Consider the following 18,094-nt stretch of genomic DNA (forward strand, 5'->3'; position numbering starts at 1 on the left):
TTAGAGCAGCGCCTCGATATCCGCGCCGATGGTGCTCGGCGCGGTAGTGGGGGCATAGCGCTCGACCACTTCGCCGGCGCGGTTGACCAGGAACTTGGTGAAGTTCCACTTGATCGCCTGGGTGCCCATCAGCCCCGGCGCCTGCGCCTTGAGCGCCTGGAACAGCGGCGCCGCGTTGCTGCCGTTAACGTCGACCTTGGCGAAGATCGGGAAGGTCACGTCATAGGTGAGCGAGCAGAAGCTGGCGATTTCCTCGGCATTGCCCGGTTCCTGCGCGCCGAACTGGTTGCACGGAAAGGCCAGTACCGCAAAGCCGCGATCCCGATAGGCGTGCCAGAGCTGCTCCAGTTCCTTGTACTGCGGGGTGAAGCCGCATTTCGACGCCGTGTTGACGATCAGCAGCACCTGGCCGGTGAACTTCGACAAGTCGCTGGTGGTGCCGTCCGGCAGCGTCACCGGGATCTGCGTGATCGCCTCGCTCATGCCATTTCCTCCAGGCGCCCTTCGTGGAGCCGCACCACGCGGTCCATCCGCGCCGCCAGCCGCTCATTGTGCGTCGCGACCAGCGCGGCCGAACCTTCGTTGCGCACGAGGTTGAGGAACTCGCCGAACACGCGGTCCGAGGTCGCCTCGTCGAGATTGCCGGTCGGCTCGTCGGCCAGCACCAGCGGCGGCCGGTTGGCGAGCGCACGGGCCACCGCAACGCGCTGCTGCTCGCCGCCCGAAAGCTGGTTGGGCCGGTGCGTCAGCCGGTGGCCGAGGCCGAGCTGGGTGAGCAGCTCGGTCGCGCGCGCCTGCGCCGCCGCGCGGGTCGCGCCGCGGATCAGCTGGGGCAGCACGACATTCTCGGTCGCGTCGAAATCGGGGAGCAGGTGGTGGAACTGGTAGATGAAGGCGAGCTTCTCGCGCCGCATCTCGGTCCGCCCGCCGGCGGGCAGCTGGGCGGCCTCTTCGCCGCCGATGCGGATCGATCCCTCAAACCCGCCTTCGAGCAGCCCCACCGCCTGGAGCAGGGTCGACTTGCCCGAGCCCGAGGGCCCGAGCAGGGCCACGATCTCGCCGGGCTGCACCGCAAGGTCGACCCCGCGCAGTACGTCGATCCGCACCCCGCCCTGCTCGAAGCTGCGGCGCAGGTCGCGGGTCTGGAGAACCGGTTCATTCATAGCGCAGTACCTGGACGGGATCGGTGCTCGCCGCCTTCCACGCAGGGTAGAGGGTGGCGAGGAAGGTGAAGAGCAGCGCCATCGCGCAGATCGCGATGGTCTGCAGCGGATCGGTCTTGGCGGGCAGCTCGGTGAGGAAGCGCATCTGCGGGTCCCACACCTTCTGGCCGGTCACCAGACCAATGAAGGTCGCCACGCCCTCGCGATAGTTCACGATCAGGAAGCCCAGGATCATGCCGGCCAGCACGCCCAGCGCGCCGATCGTGGTGCCGACGGTGACGAAGATGCGCATCAGCCCGCTCTTGCTCGCCCCCATCGTCCGCAGCACCGCGATGTCGCGCCGCTTGGCCTGGACGAGCATGATCAGCGACGAGATGATGTTGAACGCCGCGACCACCAGGATGATCGACACCACGGTGAAGGTCACCGTCCGGTCGAGCGAGATCGCCTCGAACAACTCGCGGTTCATCTGCCGCCAGTCGGTGATCTGGCCGATATTGGCGACCTTGTCGGCGAGCGGCCGCGTCACCTCGTCGATCTTCTCGGGCTTGTTGGTATCGATGCGGACCATCTGCACGGAGTCGCCGAGCAGCAGCAGCGTCTGCGCATCCTCCATCGGCATGATGATATAGGCCTTGTCATAGTCGTACACGCCCACCTCGAAGATCGCGGCGACGCGGTACTGGACGATGCGCGGCATGGTGCCGAAGGGCGTGGCAGAGCCCTGCGGGTTGATGATCGAGATCTGGCTGCCAATGGTCGCGCCCAGCGATTCCGCCAATCGCGAGCCGATCGCGATCTGCTCGCTGCCCGGCTTGAGGTTCTTGAACGAACCCAGGATCTCCTTGCCCTTCAGCGTCGGGTTGTTGAGGATGTCCTCCAGCCGAAGCCCGCGGACCAGCGCGAACTCGACGCGGCCGTTATAGCTGGCGAACAGCGGCTGCTCGATCAGCGGGGTGGCGGCAGTGACGCCGGGGATCGCCTTGGCTTCGTCGGCGATGCGGCGCCAGTCGCGCAGCTGGCCGTTATAGCCCTGCACCACCGCATGGCCGTTCAGCCCGGAGATCTTGTCGAACAGCTCGGCGCGGAAGCCGTTCATCACGCTCATCACCACGATCAGCGCCGCGACGCCGAGCATCACGGCAACCAGGCTGAAGCCGGCGACGACGGCAATAAAGGCTTCGCTGCGCCCGGGCAGCAGATAGCGGCGGGCGATCATTCGCTCATAGCGCGACAGTAGCATGGGGATCCTCTAGGGCCGGTTGCGCGGCGTGGGAAGCGTTCTGTTGCCGATTCGACACAGGCTTGCCGCAATCTGCTGACGCCAAGCTGTCGACCGGTGACAAAGGCGCTCCGGCCTTCTACCAAGAAACCGTCGAAGCGCAGGCGCAAAAAGGCCACGGTTCGGGGAAGGTTCCCAGCTCCACAGGCGAGCAATCGCAAGTGTTTGCAGCGGGAACTTACTAAGGGGGCTGACGAGCAGTCGTCACGCAGGCGCCCGGGTCGGAAACGGCCCGGGCGTTTGCTTTTCCGGGGCCTTTGCTGGCTGTTTTATCTCGGCATGATCTACGCGCGGACTTGTTGCGTGGCCGTCGCGGCGTGCCCGCCCCCTGAGCGTCATCCCGGCGGAAGCCGGGATCCATTGGGGTCTCCGGATCCGCTCCTTCTTCAAGCGATAGGCGAATGGATCCCGGCTTTCGCCGGGATGACGCGGGTGGAAAGCCGCGCCCTCATGCGACGCGCAGGCCTATATCGCAGAATATCGGGCGGAGCAGGTCGCCCCGCCCCGCCCGCCAACCTCCCCCGGCCATGGCGGGAGGCCAGTGCGTGTCGCGATCAGAAGGAATCGCTGATCGTGAAACCCCAAGTGCGCGGATCGCCCGGCTGGCCCACGATCAGCCCGGTATTGCCCGACTGCACCGAGAGCAGCTCGAAATAGCGCTTATCGAAGGCGTTCCGTACCCAGGCGAAGGCGTTCACCTTGCCCTTGCGATAGCCGAGCCGGAAGCTGGAGAGCGCATAACCGTCGATCCAGGTATAGGCCGAAGGCGACGGGTTGGACGAGAAGCGCGAGCGCCAGCTGCCATCATAGCCGAGATAGACCTGCCCTTCCTGCACCGGCGCATTCACCTCGCCGCCGAAGCCGAGCGCCCATTTCGAAATGCCCGGCAGCACCTGGCCCGAGATGTCGCAATTGGCCGGGCTCACCCCGCCCGGCGTGCCGGGCGCGCTCGGCGTCGCGCCGGTGGTGCCGCCCGCCAGCTCGGGCGGGCACGGTGCGTCGCGGAAGCGGACATATTTGGCGTCGGTATAGGCGCCGTTGACGTAGAGCTTGAAGCGATCGGTCGGCTGGAAGTTCGAATCGAACTCGACGCCGCGCACCCGCACCTTGTCGGCATTGGCGAGATAGCCGCGGATAACCCCCAACTGGCCGTTGGTGACGGTCGCCTGATAATCCTTCACCTCGGTCCAGAAGCCGGCGAGGTTCAGGGTCGCGCGGCGATCGAGGAACTGGGTCTTCAGGCCCAGCTCGAAATGGTTGACCTTCTCGGGCTTGACCGAGGCCGCCCCCAGGATCGGGTTGTTGTTCAGATCGAGCGGCAGGCCGGACAGGTTGATGCCGCCGGACTTGAAGCTGCGCGCATAGGTCGCATAGCCGTGCACGTCGCGGGCGAAGTCATAGGAGAGCGTCGCGTCGCCCGATACGTTCCAGTCGCTGAACCGCGCCGAGTAATTCTGCGGCGCCAGCACGCCGCGCTGGTCGGCGGTGAGCGTCGTGCTGCCAGCACCGTTGGTGACCACCGCGAGGTACGATCCGGTCTTCTTGTCGTAGTTCACCCGCAGGCCGGGCTGGAAGCGCAAGCGGGGCACGACCTCCCAGTTGAGCTTGCCGAACACCGCGAAACTGGTGTTGTCGAACCCGATCGTGTTCTTCGAGGTCAGCCCGTTGAGCGTCGCCGGGTTGCTCGCCGCCGCGCTGGTCGGGTTGAGCAGCCAGCGGCTCGCCGCCGGGCCCTGCACCTGCGAGCCCTGGGTGTCGATCGTCTGGTGGAAGACGAACACGCCCGCAGTGTAATCGAGCCGGTTCTTGCCGTTCGAGGCGATCCGCAGCTCCTGCGTCACCTGCTTCTGCTGCGACGGATTCTGCGATACGGTGGTGATCGGCAGGCCGACGAAGTCGCGATCATTGGCCGGCTGCCAGTCCCAATAGCGCCAGGCGCTGACCGAGGTGACCGTCGCCGGGCCCAGATCCCAGTTCGCGACCAGCGAGGCGCCGCCGATCTCCTGGCGCGAATTGATGTCGGCATCGAGATCGGTGCGGCGGTCGAACGGATCGGTGCTCGGGGACGCATAGCCGAACGCCGCCGCCAACGCCGCATATTGCCGGTTGAGCGGTCGCTGCGTCGCGCCGGTACGGACGTAGTATTGCACGCAGCACAGCGGGTTCTGCAGGTTGAAGTCGCCCGACAGCGTCAGGTCGAGGTTCGGTGCCGCGCGCCACAGCAGCTGCCCGCGCACCCCGTAATTGTCGAGCCGGTGGAGATTGGTGTCCGACCTGGTGTCGTAGATGGTGCCCTGGCGCTTGGTCACCGAGGTCGACAGGCGCACCGCCAGCTTGTCGTCGGCGATCGGCGCCGAGGCTGAGCCCTTGATCTGCAGGAAGTTATAGTTGCCGGCGCTCACCTCGTAGCGCACCTCGGGGGTGAAGCTGGGCTTGCGGGTGGTGATGTTGATCGCGCCGGCCGTGGTGTTCTTGCCGTACAGCGTACCCTGCGGCCCGCGCAGCACCTCGACGCGCTCGACATCGACGAAGTCGAAGGTCGAGGCGCCGACCCGGCCGATATAGACGCCGTCGACATAGAAGCCGACGCCCTGCTCGATCCCGTCATTGGTGAGGCCGAACGGCGCGCCGAGCCCGCGAATGTTGATCGCGGTGTTGCGGGGGTTGCTTGAATAGAATTGCAGCGCCGGCTGCGATTGCTGGATGCGGGCCACGTTGAACGCCCCCACCTCGGCCAGCGTCGCGCCGCTCAACACCGAAAGGGCGACCGGCACCTCCTGCACCCGCTCCTCGCGGCGACGCGCAGTCACGACGATGTCGCCGTCCTGGCGCTGCGGCTCGTCGGCCGCGGCAGGCACCGGCACATCGGGATCGTGTGCGGCAGGCATCGCGGTGGACAGCAGCAGCAGCGGAATCAGCGGCAGGCTCATCATGTTCCCCTAGTTCGTTGCCGCAATCTCCACTGGAGTGATGGGGTTTAGCGAGGAAGGAGATGTTTAGGCCCGCCTAGCCGGGATTGCCCCCCCTTGAATCCACGAACTGCAACACCAGATCAGCGTGGCGAGGCGCCGAACGGGCTTCGCACCGGTGTCGCGGCAGTTGGCCGGGCATCGAGATCCATGACGTTCAAATTGCTCACAGGAGAATCTGAAGATGCGTCAGCTTGACTTTACTCCCTTCCGTCGCTCGGCGATCGGGTTCGACCGGCTGTTCGACATGCTAGAAGCCAGCGCCCGCCAGGCGAATTCGGAAAACTATCCCCCCTTCAACCTCGAGCGTCTTGCCGAAGACCGCTATCGCATCACCATTGCGGTGGCCGGCTTCAAGCCCGAGGAGATCGACATCACCGCGCAGCAGAACCTGCTGCTGGTCGCCGGCAAGAAGGCCGGGGAGAATGAGAACAACCAGGGCAATTATCTCCACCTGGGCATCGCCAACCGCAGCTTCGAGCGCCGCTTCGAACTCGCCGATTTCGTGCGGGTGGAAAGTGCCAACCTGGCCGACGGTCTGCTGACGATCGAGCTGCTGCGCGAAGTGCCCGAGGCGATGAAGCCCAAGAAGATCCAGGTGGGTACCGGCAGCGAGCCGGCCGCGATCGACCATCGCACGGCCAACGCGGCGTAATCCTATCTGAGAGCTCGCGGCGTCCCCCTCCCTTAGGCGCCGCGACGGGGCGCCCGGGCTTCGGCCCGGGCGCCTTTTCTATGCCTGGACGACCGCCCGGCTCAAAACGACGCCCACTCGCCCTCGTTCGTTGACGCCAGTACCGGTGCGGCGACGGCCATCGGCTTGACGGGTGAGACATAGCCGGCTGACGGCGCGGCGGCCCGCGTTGCGCGCTTCGGAGTCGAGTGCCGAGCGCCGACATCGAAGCGATGCGCCTGCGTCATGAGCGCCTGGACTTCGCCTGAGAGATTGCGTGCCGCAGCCGAAGTCTGCTCCACCATCGCGGCATTTTGCTGGGTAGATTGATCCATCGTGCCGACGGCAGACGAGATTTGGGTCACCGCAGTGGACTGGGCCTGGTTGTCTGACGCCATGCCGGACAACAGGCTGTGCACCTCATCGACATCCGATGCGATCACGGCGAGCGCCGCATCCACCTTCTGCACCATGCCGACCGCGGCGACGATATCGGTCTGCGTCGCCGTCAGCTGATCACGGGCGCGCCCGGCCTCCTCCTCCGCGCGCATGGCCAGTGCCGAAACAAGATCGGCGACCACGGCGAAACCCCGGCCCGCCTCGCCCGCGCGGCCTGCCTCAACCGCCGCGTTCATCGCCAGCACCCGCGTCTGGAACGCGATCTTGTCGAGGCCTTCGATGACGCTGTCGATGCCCTTGGCACTTTCCGCGACGCGCGTCATCGCCGCCACCGCGGCGTCGGTAGTGGCACGACCGCTGCCCACCGTAGCGGTCGCACCGTCGGCACGCGACACCGTCTCGGCCGCGGCGATCGCCGTCGCCTTGAGCCGGCCGTCCATTTGCGTGATCGCGGCTGCAGTTTCTTCCAGGCTCGCCGCATTGGCTTCGGTGCGCCGCGCCAGGTCCTCGGATGCCTGCGCAATCTCGCCGGCGCCGCCATTGATCGCAGTCGCGCTTCCCAGCACGGCGGAAATCAGCCCGCGCAGACTTTCCAGCGCTGCGTTGAATTCCTGCCGGACGGGTTCATAGTCCCTCGGGAAGGCGTCTCGAATGTCGTGCGTGAGGTCGCCGGCCGAAATAGCCGTGATCGCGGTACGCAGCGCGCTGGTGACCTGCGCCTGCGTTGCGGCATTCTCCTCTTCCGCACGTGCGCGTTCAGCCGCGGCGAGCCGGAAGACTTCGCACGCCCGTGCCATACGCCCGATCTCGTCGCCCTGCTTGGTGTAGGGAATGCTGGTGACCTGCGCCGCCGCCAGCGCCTCCATGGTATCCGCCAGCGTGCCGATGGGGCGGATAATGCTCTTGCGCGCGATCTGCAGCGCGAACAGCCACACGGCAGCGACCAGCACCGCAATCCCGATCGCGATCCAGGCGACGAGGTGGTTTTGGGCGCTGGCGTCTCCGGTCACCTGTTCCGAAATGCGGATCTGCTCGGCCACCAGGTCGCCCAGCGCTGCCGAGACGGGGTCGATCGCAGGATAGAGGCGGTGTACTACGAAGGCATCAAGGCCGGCGCGATCGTTGCGCTTGAGCAAGGTCTCGAGCACGTCTGCTTCGGCATCCGCCGATCGGATACGTGCCTCGGCGGTAGCAGCGAGATCCGCCTCATGCCCGTCGATCGACGTTGCGCGATATGCCTTCCAATTGGCCGCAGCGATCGCCCGCCCCTCTGAGACCTGCTTCTCCGCTTCGGCGATCGTGAAATTGCCATTGCGCGCCTTGTGCGATGCATCGACGATGCTGACGGCATAGGCGTCTGCCACGGCCTTGAGCTGCCGAAGCGGCAGCACGCGATCCTCAAGCAGCGTGTCGAATTTGGCGGTGTTGGCCCGGACGCTGAGGTTTAGCGTCAGAATAGTTGTCCCGAACGCGATCGCGAACAGGACGAGACAGAACATCAGCTTCGCACGGATCGTGTAGCTGGCCAGCATATACGCGTTCTCCAAACCGGCGACCGACAGGTGAAGCACGGCTGGAAACCTTATAGAAACGTCAGAGCGGGCGTGGAAACGATTGTATAAAAAACTCGACGCTGCAAGTTTTTGAACATAAGAGATTTCTTCTAACGACGGCTCACCCCGCCGGCTTCAACCCCAACAGCCAAGGCCGCACCCGCCCGGTAGGCTTCGCCACCCCGTCCAGCCGCTCGGCGCGCACGATCGTCACCGGCTTGAGGATCATCTGGCCCTTCATCACGTCGCGCCCGCCGCCGCTGGGCAGTGCCAGGATGTGCTGGACCACGTCCATGCCGCCGATCACCTGGCCGAACGCCGCGAAGCCGAGGTTCGGCCCACGCGCATCGAGCCCCGGATTATCGCCGATCATGATCGAGAAATTGCCGTTGGCCGAATTGGGATTCGGCCCATGCGCCATCGAGATCGTGCCATTGAGGTGCTTGAGCCCGGTCTTGCTGGTCGGCTCGAGCGGCAGCGGGTCGAGCATCCGGCGCGCGTCGGTGCCGACGCCGCCCTGGATGAAGCCCTTGCTCGGCTCGGTCTTGCGCCGCGCGGTGCGGTAGAAAGCGGTGCCCTCCAGCCGCCCGTCATCGACATAGGCGAGGAAGTTGGCGACCGTCTTCGGTGCGCGCTTGGCATCCAGCGCCAGCGTGATCGCACCCATGCTCGTCACCAGCCGCACCCGGACCTGGCCGGGCATCGGCCGCGGCTGCTGCGGTGCCGGCGCTGCGGACACCGCCAGCAGCGCCAGCCCGGCGACGAAGGCCCGTCGCAGCACGCCCTTAGACGAGCCGCGAGTGCTTGACGGCGGCTTCGATGAAGCCCGCGAACAGCGGGTGCGGATCGAATGGCTTGGACTTGAGCTCGGGGTGGAACTGCACGCCGACGAACCAGGGATGGTCCGGCCGCTCGACGATCTCGGGCAGCGTGCCGTCGGGCGACATGCCCGAGAAGACGAGACCGCCTTCTTCCAGCACCGGCTTGTAGGCGGTGTTCACCTCATAGCGGTGGCGGTGGCGCTCGCTGATCGAGTCGGTGCCGTAGATCGAGGCGACGACGCTGTTGCCGCCGAGCTTGGCCGGATAGGCGCCCAGCCGCATCGTGCCGCCCAGATCGCCGCCTTCCTCGCGCTTCTGCAGGCCGTCGGCGGTCATCCATTCGGTGATCATGCCGACCACCGGCTCCTGCGTCGGGCCGAACTCGGTGGTCGAGGCGTCGGCGATGCCCTGGGCGCGGACGCCCTCGATGCACGCCATCTGCATGCCGAGGCAGATGCCGAAGAACGGCACGCCCCGCTCGCGCGCGAAGCGCACGCCGGCGATCTTGCCCTCGCTGCCGCGCTCGCCGAACCCGCCGGGGACGAGGATGCCGTGCATCGGCTCGAGCATCGCGGCGACTTCGGCCTCTTCCTGCTCGAACAATTCGGCGTCGAGCCAGCGGATATTGACCTTCACCTTGTTGGCGATGCCGCCATGGACCAGCGCCTCGGTGAGCGACTTATAGGCATCCGGCACGCCCATATACTTGCCGACCACGCCGATGGTAACTTCGCCCTCGGGGTTCTGCAGCCGCTCGACGATGCCGCTCCAGCGGCTGAGGTCGGGCGACGGGCCGGGCTCGATGCCGAAGGCCTTGAGCACTTCGCCGTCCAGGCCTTCGCCATGATACTGCAAGGGCACCGCATAGATGCTCTTGGCGTCGAGCGCCGGGATCACCGCCGAGGTCGGCACGTTGCAGAACTGCGCGATCTTGGCGCGCTCGCCAGCGGGCAGCGGACGCTCGGCACGGCATACCAGCACGTCGGGCTGGACACCGAGAGCAGCGAGCTCGCGCACACTATGCTGGGTCGGCTTGGTCTTGAGCTCGCCCGCGGCGGCGATGAACGGCACCAGCGTCACGTGGATGCTGACCGTCTGGCCGCGGCCGAGATCGTTGCGGAGCTGGCGAATCGCCTCGATGAACGGCAGCGACTCGATGTCGCCCACCGTGCCGCCGATTTCGCACAGCACGAAATCGAGATCCTCGGTCTCGGCCTGCGCGAACGCCTTGATCGCATCGGTGACGTGTGGGACGACCTGCACGGTTGCGCCCAGATAGTCGCCGCGACGCTCGCGCTCGATGATCGTCTTGTAGATCCGGCCCGACGTGACGTTGTCGGCCTGGCGCGCGGTCACGCCGGTGAAGCGCTCGTAATGCCCCAGGTCGAGATCGGTCTCGGCGCCGTCGTCGGTGACGTACACCTCACCATGCTGGTGCGGCGACATCGTGCCGGGATCGACGTTGAGATAGGGATCGAACTTGCGGATGCGGACTCGATAGCCACGGGCCTGGAGCAGCGCCGCGAGGCTCGCTGCCATGAGACCCTTGCCGAGCGAGGAGACCACGCCGCCGGTGATGAAGATGTACCGCGCCATGGGAGAAAACGCCTAACGTCAAAGGGCGCAGACCGGCAAGCGTTCGAATCCGCCGGTTGCGCAATTTTTACGGTTAATTCGCCGCAAGCGCGGCGAACTACGGAAGCTTACTGGCTGAACGGAACCGCGCTGTTGCCGGTGGGTGCCGTATCGTTGCCGGTGGGCGCCGGGGCGGTCGGGACCGTCAGCGGAGCGACCGCGGCGGGCGCCTTCTGCAGGCCCGCGTCGATCTTGGTCGAGTGCCGGGTGGCTGCCAGGAAGGCGAGCACGATGCTCATCAGGATGAACGCGGTCGCCAGGATCGCGGTCAAGCGGGTGAGGAAATCGGCCGCGCCGCGTGCCGACATGAGACCGGCCGGGCTGCCGCCCGAGGTGAGACCGCCACCCTCCGACTTCTGAACGAGGATCACCCCCACCAGCAGGGCGGCGATGATGAACTGTACGACGAGGAGGAAGGTGAACATGAAATCCGGTGCCCGTTAGCGAAGGGCGCGACATAGGCGAGCCGTCCGGCGCAATCAACCGCCTGTTCCGCACCCGACTCCATCGTCGTTCCGCAACCCCATGGCGCATCAGCATTTTCGTCGCGCTTTTCGCACAACATTTCGCCCGCGCACTGAAACCTAGTTGTAAAATGCGCGTTTGTTTCTTCGGTTCGATGCCGTGCCGGGCCTGAAACGAACGAGTGGTGCTTGTGAACGCTATGTCCGAACAGACCCTATGGGGATGGAAGAATACGCTGATCGATTATGTGCGGTCGGGAGAGCCCGATCTCACCAATCGGCAGATGGCGCTGCTGATGCTTGTATATCTGGACCCCGGCCCCCATACGGTGCGCGGTCTGGCGCGGGCGCTCAACGTCTCGAAGCCGGTGGTCACGCGCGCCTTGAATCGCCTGGGCACGCTCGGCTATCTGCGCCGCCAGCGCGACGACACCGACAAGCGCAACATCTTCGTAGCGCGTACCGCGGAAGGGGCAGAGTTTCTTGCAGAGTTCGGGCATTTCCTCGCTGGCAACACCATCAGCGAGCCAGTCCCAGAGCGCGCCGACGCGTAAGCGCCTGGCGCTGGACGGCCGTTCGGCCGCGATCGATCCCCGGGTGGACGCCGTCCGCCCCGACATCGCCGATATCCGCCTGGCAGGCCGCGTCTTCGCGCCGCATTATGCGTCGCCGATGCCGCGGGTGATCCATTTCGAGACGCCGCTGCGCGCCTCGGCCAAGGGCGACGAGCCCGCCCTGACCACGCTCCGCGAGGGCGATGTGTTCGAGGTTCTCGAAATCGCCGGCAGCCACGCCTGGGGTGTCGCCCCGGGCCCAGCCCTGGTCGGCTATATCGACGCATCGGCCTTGGGGGAGACCGAATGATCGCGCGGGTGTTCATCGACGGCGCCGCGGGGACGACAGGCCTCGAGATTCGCGAGCGCCTTGCCGGGCGCGCCGAGATCGAGGTGATGGTCCTGGACGATCAGGACCGCAAGGATCCCAGGAAGCGCGCCGACGCGCTCAACGCCGCAGATTTCGTCATCCTCTGCCTGCCCGACGATGCGGCGCGCGAAGCGGTGGCGATGATCGAGAACGAGCGCACGCGGGTGATCGACGCCTCGACCGCCTACCGCACCGCCGCCGACTGGACCTATGGCTTCGCCGAGCTCGAGCCCGGCCAGGCTGCGGCGATCGCCGAGGCGGCGCGGGTGAGCAATCCCGGCTGCTATCCCACCGGCTTTCTCGCGCTGGTCCGCCCGCTGATCCGCGCCGGGCTGATCCCCCACGACTTTCCACTGAGCGTCAACGCCGTCTCGGGCTATTCGGGCGGTGGCCGCGCGATGATCGCCGAGTTTGAGGGCAGCGGCGCCGATGCGACCGATACCGCCTTCCGGCCCTATGGCCTGTCGCTCGCGCACAAGCATGTGCCCGAGATGCAGAAGCATGCGCGGATCGAGCATCCGCCGATCTTCCTGCCGTCGGTCGCCCGCACCTATCGCGGCATGATCGTGGAGGTGCCGCTGCCGTTGTTCGCCTTCACCCGAAAGCCGTCGGTCGAGGCGCTGGAGAACGTCCTGCGCGACGCCTATCGCGACTCGCCGGTGGTGCAGGTGCTGCCCGCCGATGTGGCGACAGTGAGCATCGAGGAAAATGCCGGCACCGATCGCCTGTCGGTCCGCGTGTTCGGCAATGACGATACCCGCCAGGCGCGGCTGATCGCCACGCTCGACAATCTCGGCAAGGGCGCCGCGGGTGCCGCGGTGCAGAACCTCAACATCATGGCCGGGCTAGAACCGACTGCGGGGCTGGTTCTCTGAGCGTCCGGATTCCCCTCCCGTACGCGGGAGGGGAAATCAAACTTCAAAATCTGCCGCCTTCGCATACCTATTCCTCCCCTTCGGCTTGATCTTTCGGCCGCATTGGTGTCTCGCGGGGCGAACCAATCGAGAGGGAAATGATGCTTCAGCCCGTCGGCAAATTGCTTCTGTTCGGTGCCACCGGTGATCTGGCGCAGCGTATGCTGCTCCCCTCGCTCTACGCGCTGCACGCCGATGGGCTGCTTCCCGATGGCCTCACCATCACCGGCACTGCACGCTCCGAATATGACGACGACGGCTATCGCGCCTTCGCCGCCAAGGCGCTCGACCAGTTCCTGCCCGCCGACCGGAAGGACGACAGCGCTGTCGCCGGCTTCCTGCAGCGCGTGCACTATCAGACGCTCGATGCCTCGCAGACCGATGGCTATGCCGCGTTGAAGGACAAGCTGGGCGACATCTCGGGCGGGCTCGCCATCTTCCTGTCGACCGCGCCCTGGCTGTTCGGTCCGACGATCAAGGGGCTCGAATCAGCTGGCCTCGCCGGCGAGAATGTCCGCATCAGCCTGGAAAAGCCGCTCGGCCGCGACCTCGCCTCCAGCCGCGAGATCAACGACATCGTGGCCGAAGCCTTCCCCGAGGAGCGCACCTTCCGCATTGACCACTATCTCGGCAAGGAGACGGTGCAGAACATCCTGGCGCTGCGCTTCGGCAACTCGCTGTTCGAGCCGGTGTGGAACGCCCGCGGCATCGACAGTGTGCAGATCACCGTCTCGGAGACGGTGGGCCTCGAAGGCCGCGCCGGCTTCTACGAGGATACCGGCGCGCTGCGCGACATGGTGCAGAACCATATGCTCCAACTGGTCGCGCTGATCGCGATGGAGCCCCCTGCCCGCTTCGACGGCACCTCAATCCGTGACGAGAAGGTCAAGGTCCTGCGTTCGCTGCGCAAGATCCCAGCTGCCGAGGCCCCCAACCTCACCGTGATCGGCCAATATGGCGGCGGTGCCGTTAAGGGGCAGATCGTCCGCGATTATGCCACCGATCTCGGCAAGGACTCTCGCACCGAGACCTTCGTCGCGATCAAGGCGCATGTCGACAATTGGCGCTGGCAGGGCGTTCCCTTCTATCTCCGCACCGGCAAGCGCCTCGCCGAGCGCCGCTCCGAAATCGTCATCCAGTTCAAGCCGGTGCCGCACTCGATCTTCGCCGAGCGCGGCGGCATGCTCCAGCCCAACGCGCTGGTCATCCGCCTGCAGCCCGAGGAATATGTCCAGCTGCTGGTGATGGCCAAGCAGCCGGGCCTCGACCGCGAAGGCTATCGCCTGCGCGAAGTGCCGCTCAACCTGAGCCTCGACACCGAATTCGCGGGTACCACCCGCCGCATCGCCTATGAGCGCCTGCTGCTCGATCTGATCGAGGGCGACCCCACGCTGTTCGTCCGCCGCGACGAGGTGGAAGCGCAATGGGAATGGATCGACGCGATCCGCGCCGGCTGGGACGCCAACGACCTCAAGCCCAAGCCCTATGCTTCGGGCAGCTGGGGCCCCTCGCTCTCGATCGCGCTCACCGAGCGCGACGGGGTGCACTGGCACGAATGATCGGGAGGGGGAGCGCAATCGCCCCCCTGCCCCTATATCGGACCCGCGCGGCTGGACGGCCGCCTTGCGGTCCCACCAAATTGAAGGAGCTTACATGACGACCGAAATCGAATGGTGGGACTATGAAGACGCCGCCGAGATGGGCGACGCGCTCGCCGGCGACGTGCAGTTCATCATCGAGAGCGCGATCGACGCGCGCGGCGCCGCGGTCATCGCGCTTGCCGGCGGCCGCACGCCGGGCCCGATCTACGCCAAGCTGAGCAAGGCCAAGCTCGACTGGAAGCGCGTCACGATCATCCCCACCGACGATCGCATCGTGCCGATGGGCGATCCGATGTCGAACGTCACCGGCCTCGCCAAGGTGTTCCTGCCGCTCGGCGCGCGGGTGATCCCGGTCGTCAGCGAGAAGGCCGACGACTATAAGGCCGCCGGCCGCGCGGCGGACGCGCGCCTGCAGGATTTCCACTGGCCGCTCGATCTCTGCCTGCTCGGCATGGGCGCCGATGGCCACACCGCCTCGATCTTCCCCGGCCCTGACCTCGCCGAGGCACTGACCGGCCCCAAGGAGCGCCGCGCGCTGGGCGTGATGCCCGACCCGCTGCCGCCCGAGGCCCCGGTCGCCCGCGTGTCGCTGTCGCTCGCTGCGATCGTCTCGGCGCGCGCGCTGATGATCGCGATTACCGGCCAGGAGAAGAAGGACGTGCTGGAGCGCGCCATTGCCGAGGGCGCCGGCTCGACCCTGCCGATCGGCCGCGTCCTCGCCGAAACCGAACTGCCCGTCGACATCCACTGGAGCCTGTAAATGGCCAATCTGCACGCCGAAATCGCAGCCGTCACCGATCGGGTGATCGAGCGGTCCAAGGCCGGCCGTACCGCCTATCTCGACCTGATCCGCCGCGAGCACGAATCGGGCAATGATCGGCCGAAGCTGGGCTGCGCCAACCTCGCCCACGCCTATGCCGGCACCGAGGAACAGCGCGATGCGCTGAAGGCGGGCAACCGCATGAACATCGGCATCGTGACGTCTTACAACGACATGCTGTCGGCCCATGCACCCTATTATCGCTATCCCGAGCAGCTGAAGGTGTGGGCGATGGAAGCCGGCGCCACCGCGCAGGTGGCGGGCGGCGTGCCGGCAATGTGCGACGGCGTCACCCAGGGCTATCAGGGCATGGAGCTGTCGCTGTTCAGCCGCGACACCATCGCGATGGCCACCGCGGTGTCGCTCAGCCACCGCGTGTTCGAGGGCGCGGCGCTGCTCGGCATCTGCGACAAGATCGTGCCGGGCCTGCTGATGGGCGCGCTGCGCTTCGGCCACCTGCCGATGGTACTGATCCCGGGCGGCCCGATGCGCTCCGGCCTGCCCAACAAGGAAAAGGCCGCGGTCCGCGAACGCTATGCCGAGGGCAAGGCGACGCGCGAAGAGCTGCTCGATTCCGAGATCGCCGCCTATCACGGCAAGGGCACCTGCACCTTTTATGGCACCGCCAACTCCAACCAGATGATGATGGAGGCGATGGGCCTCCACGTCCCCGGCTCGGCCTTCGCCAATCCGGGCACCAAGCTGCGCCAGGAGCTGACCCGCCACGCCGTCCATCGCCTCGCCGAGATCGGCTGGAACGGTGACGATTACCGCCCGATCGGCCATGTCGTCGACGAGCGGGCGATCGTGAACGCGGCGATCGTCCTGCTCGCCACGGGCGGCTCGACCAACCACCTGATCCACGTCCCCGCCTTCGCGCGCGCGGCCGGCATCACCATCGACTGGGAGGATTTCGATCGCCTCTCGCGGGTCGTGCCCTTGCTCACCCGCGTCTATCCGAATGGTTCGGCCGACGTGAACCAGTTCGAGGATGCCGGCGGCCCGTCCTTCGTCATCAAGGAACTGCTCCGCGCCGGGCTGATGCACGGCGACGCGCTGACCATCGCCAAGGACGGCATGGCCGCCTATGGCCGCAAGCCCGATATCGAGGGCGACGCGCTGGTCTGGACCGAGCATGGCGAAAAGAGCAACGACGAGAATATCGTCCGCACGGTCGAGACCGCCTTCTCCCCCGAGGGCGGTTTCCGCATCCTCAAGGGCAATATCGGCCGCGCCTGCATCAAGGTCTCGGCGGTCGAGCGCGAGCGCTGGATCATCGAGGCTCCGGCCCGCGTGTTCTCGGACCAGCTGGACGTGCTGGAAGCGTTCAAGGCCGGTGAGCTGGAGCGCGACGTGATCGTCGTGGTCCGCTTCCAGGGCCCGCGCGCCAACGGCATGCCCGAACTGCACAAGCTCACCCCGCAGCTGGGCGTGCTCCAGAACCGCGGCTTCAAGGTGGCGCTGGTCACCGACGGGCGTATGTCGGGCGCCAGCGGCAAGGTGCCGGCGGCGATCCACCTGTCGCCCGAAGCGCTGGGCGGCGGCCCGATCGGCAAGGTGCGCGACGGCGACATCCTCCGCCTGGACGCCGAGAACGGCACGCTGGAGGCGCTGGTACCTGCGGACGAGTGGGACGCGCGCGAACAGGCCGCCCCGCCCCCGCCCGCTATCGGCACTGGCCGCGAGCTGTTCGCGATGATGCGCCATCACTGCGACGAAGCCGAAAAGGGCGCGTCGGCGATGCTGCACGAAGCGGGCCTGTAAGACTGTAACGCATGTAAATCATATCCGGTACGACCGCGCGGACTTTACATCCGCGCGGCGGACGGGAAGAAGAACGGCCGCCTGCTGGCAACGTTGACAGGGGCGCCAGAGAGAGGATCGAAATCGGATGGAAGTCGTCGCCGTCGACATCGGGGGGACCCACGCGCGCTTTGCGGTGGCAGAGGTCGCGGAAGGCCGCGTCGTCTCGCTCAGCGAGCCGATCACCCAGAAGGTGGCCGAACATCCAAGTCTCCAGCTCGCCTGGCGTGCCTTTGGCGAAAAGCTCGGCCGGCCGGTGCCCAAGGCCGCCGCGATCGCGGTCGCCTCGCCAATCAACGGCGACCTCATCAAGCTTACCAACAATCCCTGGATCATCCGCCCGCCGCTGATCCCCGATCGGCTGGGTGCCGACACCTGGACGATCGTCAATGATTTCGAGGCGATCGGCCATGCCGTCGCCCAGCTCGAGAACGAAGCCTTCCTGCACCTCTGCGGACCCGAAACGCCGCTGCCGGACAAGGGCTCGATCACCGTCTGCGGGCCGGGCACCGGGCTCGGCGTCGCCCAGGTATTCCGCCACCGGGGCGGCTACGACATCATCGCCACAGAAGGCGGCCATAGCGATTTCGCCCCGCTCGACGCGATCGAGGACGCGCTGGTGAAGCGCCTGCGTCGCACCTATCAGCGCGTCTCCAAGGAACGCATCGTCGCCGGCCCGGCGATCGTCTCGATCTACGAGACGCTGGCCGATCTCGAAGGCGTGCCGGTCGCCCGCCTCGACGACAAGGCGATCTGGACGCTGGCGCTGGAAGGCAAGGACAGCCTGGCGGTGGCCGCGCTCGACCGCTTCTGCCTCAGCCTCGGCGCCGTCGCCGGTGACCTCGCGCTGGCGCATGGCCCGAAGGCCGTGGTCATTGCAGGCGGTCTGGGCTTGCGCCTCAAGGACCATCTGCTGCAATCGGGGTTCGGCGAGCGATTCGTTGCCAAGGGGCGTTTCCGCTCCCTGATGGCGACGATCCCCGTCAAGCTGATCACCCATCCCCAGCCGGGCCTGTACGGCGCTGCCGCCGCCTTCGCCCAGGAGCATGCACAGTGAGCGACACCCGCCTTTC

Annotated in this window: 16 protein-coding genes; 8 read left to right on the forward strand and 8 right to left on the reverse strand. The window is 66.5% G+C overall.

Going from position 1 to position 18,094, the window contains the following annotated elements; genetic code table 11:
• From QZ670_RS10100 to QZ670_RS10115, 4 genes are all read right to left on the reverse strand, one after another.
• Complete coding sequence (locus tag QZ670_RS10100; protein ID WP_294254596.1) at positions 1–483, reverse strand: glutathione peroxidase; 483 nt, start codon at positions 481–483, stop codon at positions 1–3.
• A complete protein-coding gene (locus QZ670_RS10105) occupies positions 480–1,163 on the reverse strand; it encodes an ABC transporter ATP-binding protein (protein WP_064312920.1) in 684 nt (227 codons plus the stop codon). Before QZ670_RS10105 ends, QZ670_RS10100 begins: the two co-directional genes overlap by 4 nt.
• Positions 1,156–2,406, reverse strand: a complete 1,251-nt coding sequence (locus QZ670_RS10110; protein WP_294254601.1) for a lipoprotein-releasing ABC transporter permease subunit — start codon at positions 2,404–2,406, stop codon at positions 1,156–1,158. Before QZ670_RS10110 ends, QZ670_RS10105 begins: the two co-directional genes overlap by 8 nt.
• Before the next feature lie 593 nt (positions 2,407–2,999).
• Entirely contained in the window at positions 3,000–5,375 is a 2,376-nt protein-coding gene (locus QZ670_RS10115; protein ID WP_294254603.1) for a TonB-dependent receptor, read from the reverse strand.
• 223 nt (positions 5,376–5,598) lie between these two features.
• On the opposite strand from QZ670_RS10115, the gene QZ670_RS10120 reads away from it, so the two are divergent.
• Positions 5,599–6,069 carry an Hsp20 family protein gene (locus tag QZ670_RS10120; protein WP_183049392.1) on the forward strand — a complete coding sequence of 157 codons (471 nt, stop codon included), beginning with the start codon at positions 5,599–5,601 and terminating at the stop codon, positions 6,067–6,069.
• Between the two features lie 101 nt (positions 6,070–6,170).
• On the opposite strand, the gene QZ670_RS10125 is transcribed toward QZ670_RS10120, so the two are convergent.
• The 4 genes from QZ670_RS10125 to secG form a co-directional block, all read right to left on the reverse strand.
• On the reverse strand, positions 6,171–8,057 hold the full coding sequence (locus tag QZ670_RS10125; RefSeq protein ID WP_294254609.1) for a methyl-accepting chemotaxis protein: 1,887 nt from the start codon (positions 8,055–8,057) through the stop codon (positions 6,171–6,173).
• Between the two features lie 103 nt (positions 8,058–8,160).
• Positions 8,161–8,820, reverse strand: a complete 660-nt coding sequence (locus tag QZ670_RS10130) for a peptidylprolyl isomerase (protein WP_294254612.1) — start codon at positions 8,818–8,820, stop codon at positions 8,161–8,163.
• A gap of 4 nt (positions 8,821–8,824) precedes the next feature.
• The gene (locus QZ670_RS10135) at positions 8,825–10,456 is read right to left on the reverse strand and encodes a CTP synthase (RefSeq protein ID WP_294254617.1); all 1,632 of its coding nucleotides are present in this window, start codon (positions 10,454–10,456) and stop codon (positions 8,825–8,827) included.
• Between the two features lie 107 nt (positions 10,457–10,563).
• Positions 10,564–10,920, reverse strand: coding sequence for a preprotein translocase subunit SecG (gene secG, locus QZ670_RS10140; protein ID WP_294254621.1), 357 nt, complete (start codon positions 10,918–10,920; stop codon positions 10,564–10,566).
• A gap of 239 nt (positions 10,921–11,159) precedes the next feature.
• On the opposite strand from secG, the gene QZ670_RS10145 reads away from it, so the two are divergent.
• From QZ670_RS10145 to glk, 7 genes are all read left to right on the forward strand, one after another.
• Positions 11,160–11,513, forward strand: a complete 354-nt coding sequence (locus tag QZ670_RS10145) for a MarR family transcriptional regulator (RefSeq protein WP_084253223.1) — start codon at positions 11,160–11,162, stop codon at positions 11,511–11,513.
• Between the two features lie 43 nt (positions 11,514–11,556).
• Complete coding sequence (locus QZ670_RS10150; RefSeq protein WP_294254629.1) at positions 11,557–11,823, forward strand: SH3 domain-containing protein; 267 nt, start codon at positions 11,557–11,559, stop codon at positions 11,821–11,823.
• Positions 11,820–12,758: an N-acetyl-gamma-glutamyl-phosphate reductase gene (gene argC / locus QZ670_RS10155; RefSeq protein WP_294254631.1), complete on the forward strand. Its 939-nt coding sequence runs from the start codon at positions 11,820–11,822 to the stop codon at positions 12,756–12,758. The genes QZ670_RS10150 and argC overlap by 4 nt, the downstream gene beginning before the upstream one ends.
• 137 nt (positions 12,759–12,895) lie before the next feature.
• Positions 12,896–14,356, forward strand: a complete 1,461-nt coding sequence (gene zwf, locus QZ670_RS10160; RefSeq protein WP_294254632.1) for a glucose-6-phosphate dehydrogenase — start codon at positions 12,896–12,898, stop codon at positions 14,354–14,356.
• A gap of 94 nt (positions 14,357–14,450) precedes the next feature.
• Positions 14,451–15,158: a 6-phosphogluconolactonase gene (pgl, locus tag QZ670_RS10165; protein ID WP_294254634.1), complete on the forward strand. Its 708-nt coding sequence runs from the start codon at positions 14,451–14,453 to the stop codon at positions 15,156–15,158.
• The gene (edd, locus tag QZ670_RS10170) at positions 15,159–16,982 is read left to right on the forward strand and encodes a phosphogluconate dehydratase (protein ID WP_294254636.1); all 1,824 of its coding nucleotides are present in this window, start codon (positions 15,159–15,161) and stop codon (positions 16,980–16,982) included.
• A 127-nt stretch (positions 16,983–17,109) separates the two neighbouring features.
• Positions 17,110–18,078 carry a glucokinase gene (gene glk, locus QZ670_RS10175; RefSeq protein ID WP_294254638.1) on the forward strand — a complete coding sequence of 323 codons (969 nt, stop codon included), beginning with the start codon at positions 17,110–17,112 and terminating at the stop codon, positions 18,076–18,078.
• Positions 18,079–18,094: the final 16 nt, after the last annotated feature.

Source organism: uncultured Sphingomonas sp. (genome assembly GCF_913774285.1).
Taxonomy (GTDB): domain Bacteria; phylum Pseudomonadota; class Alphaproteobacteria; order Sphingomonadales; family Sphingomonadaceae; genus Sphingomonas.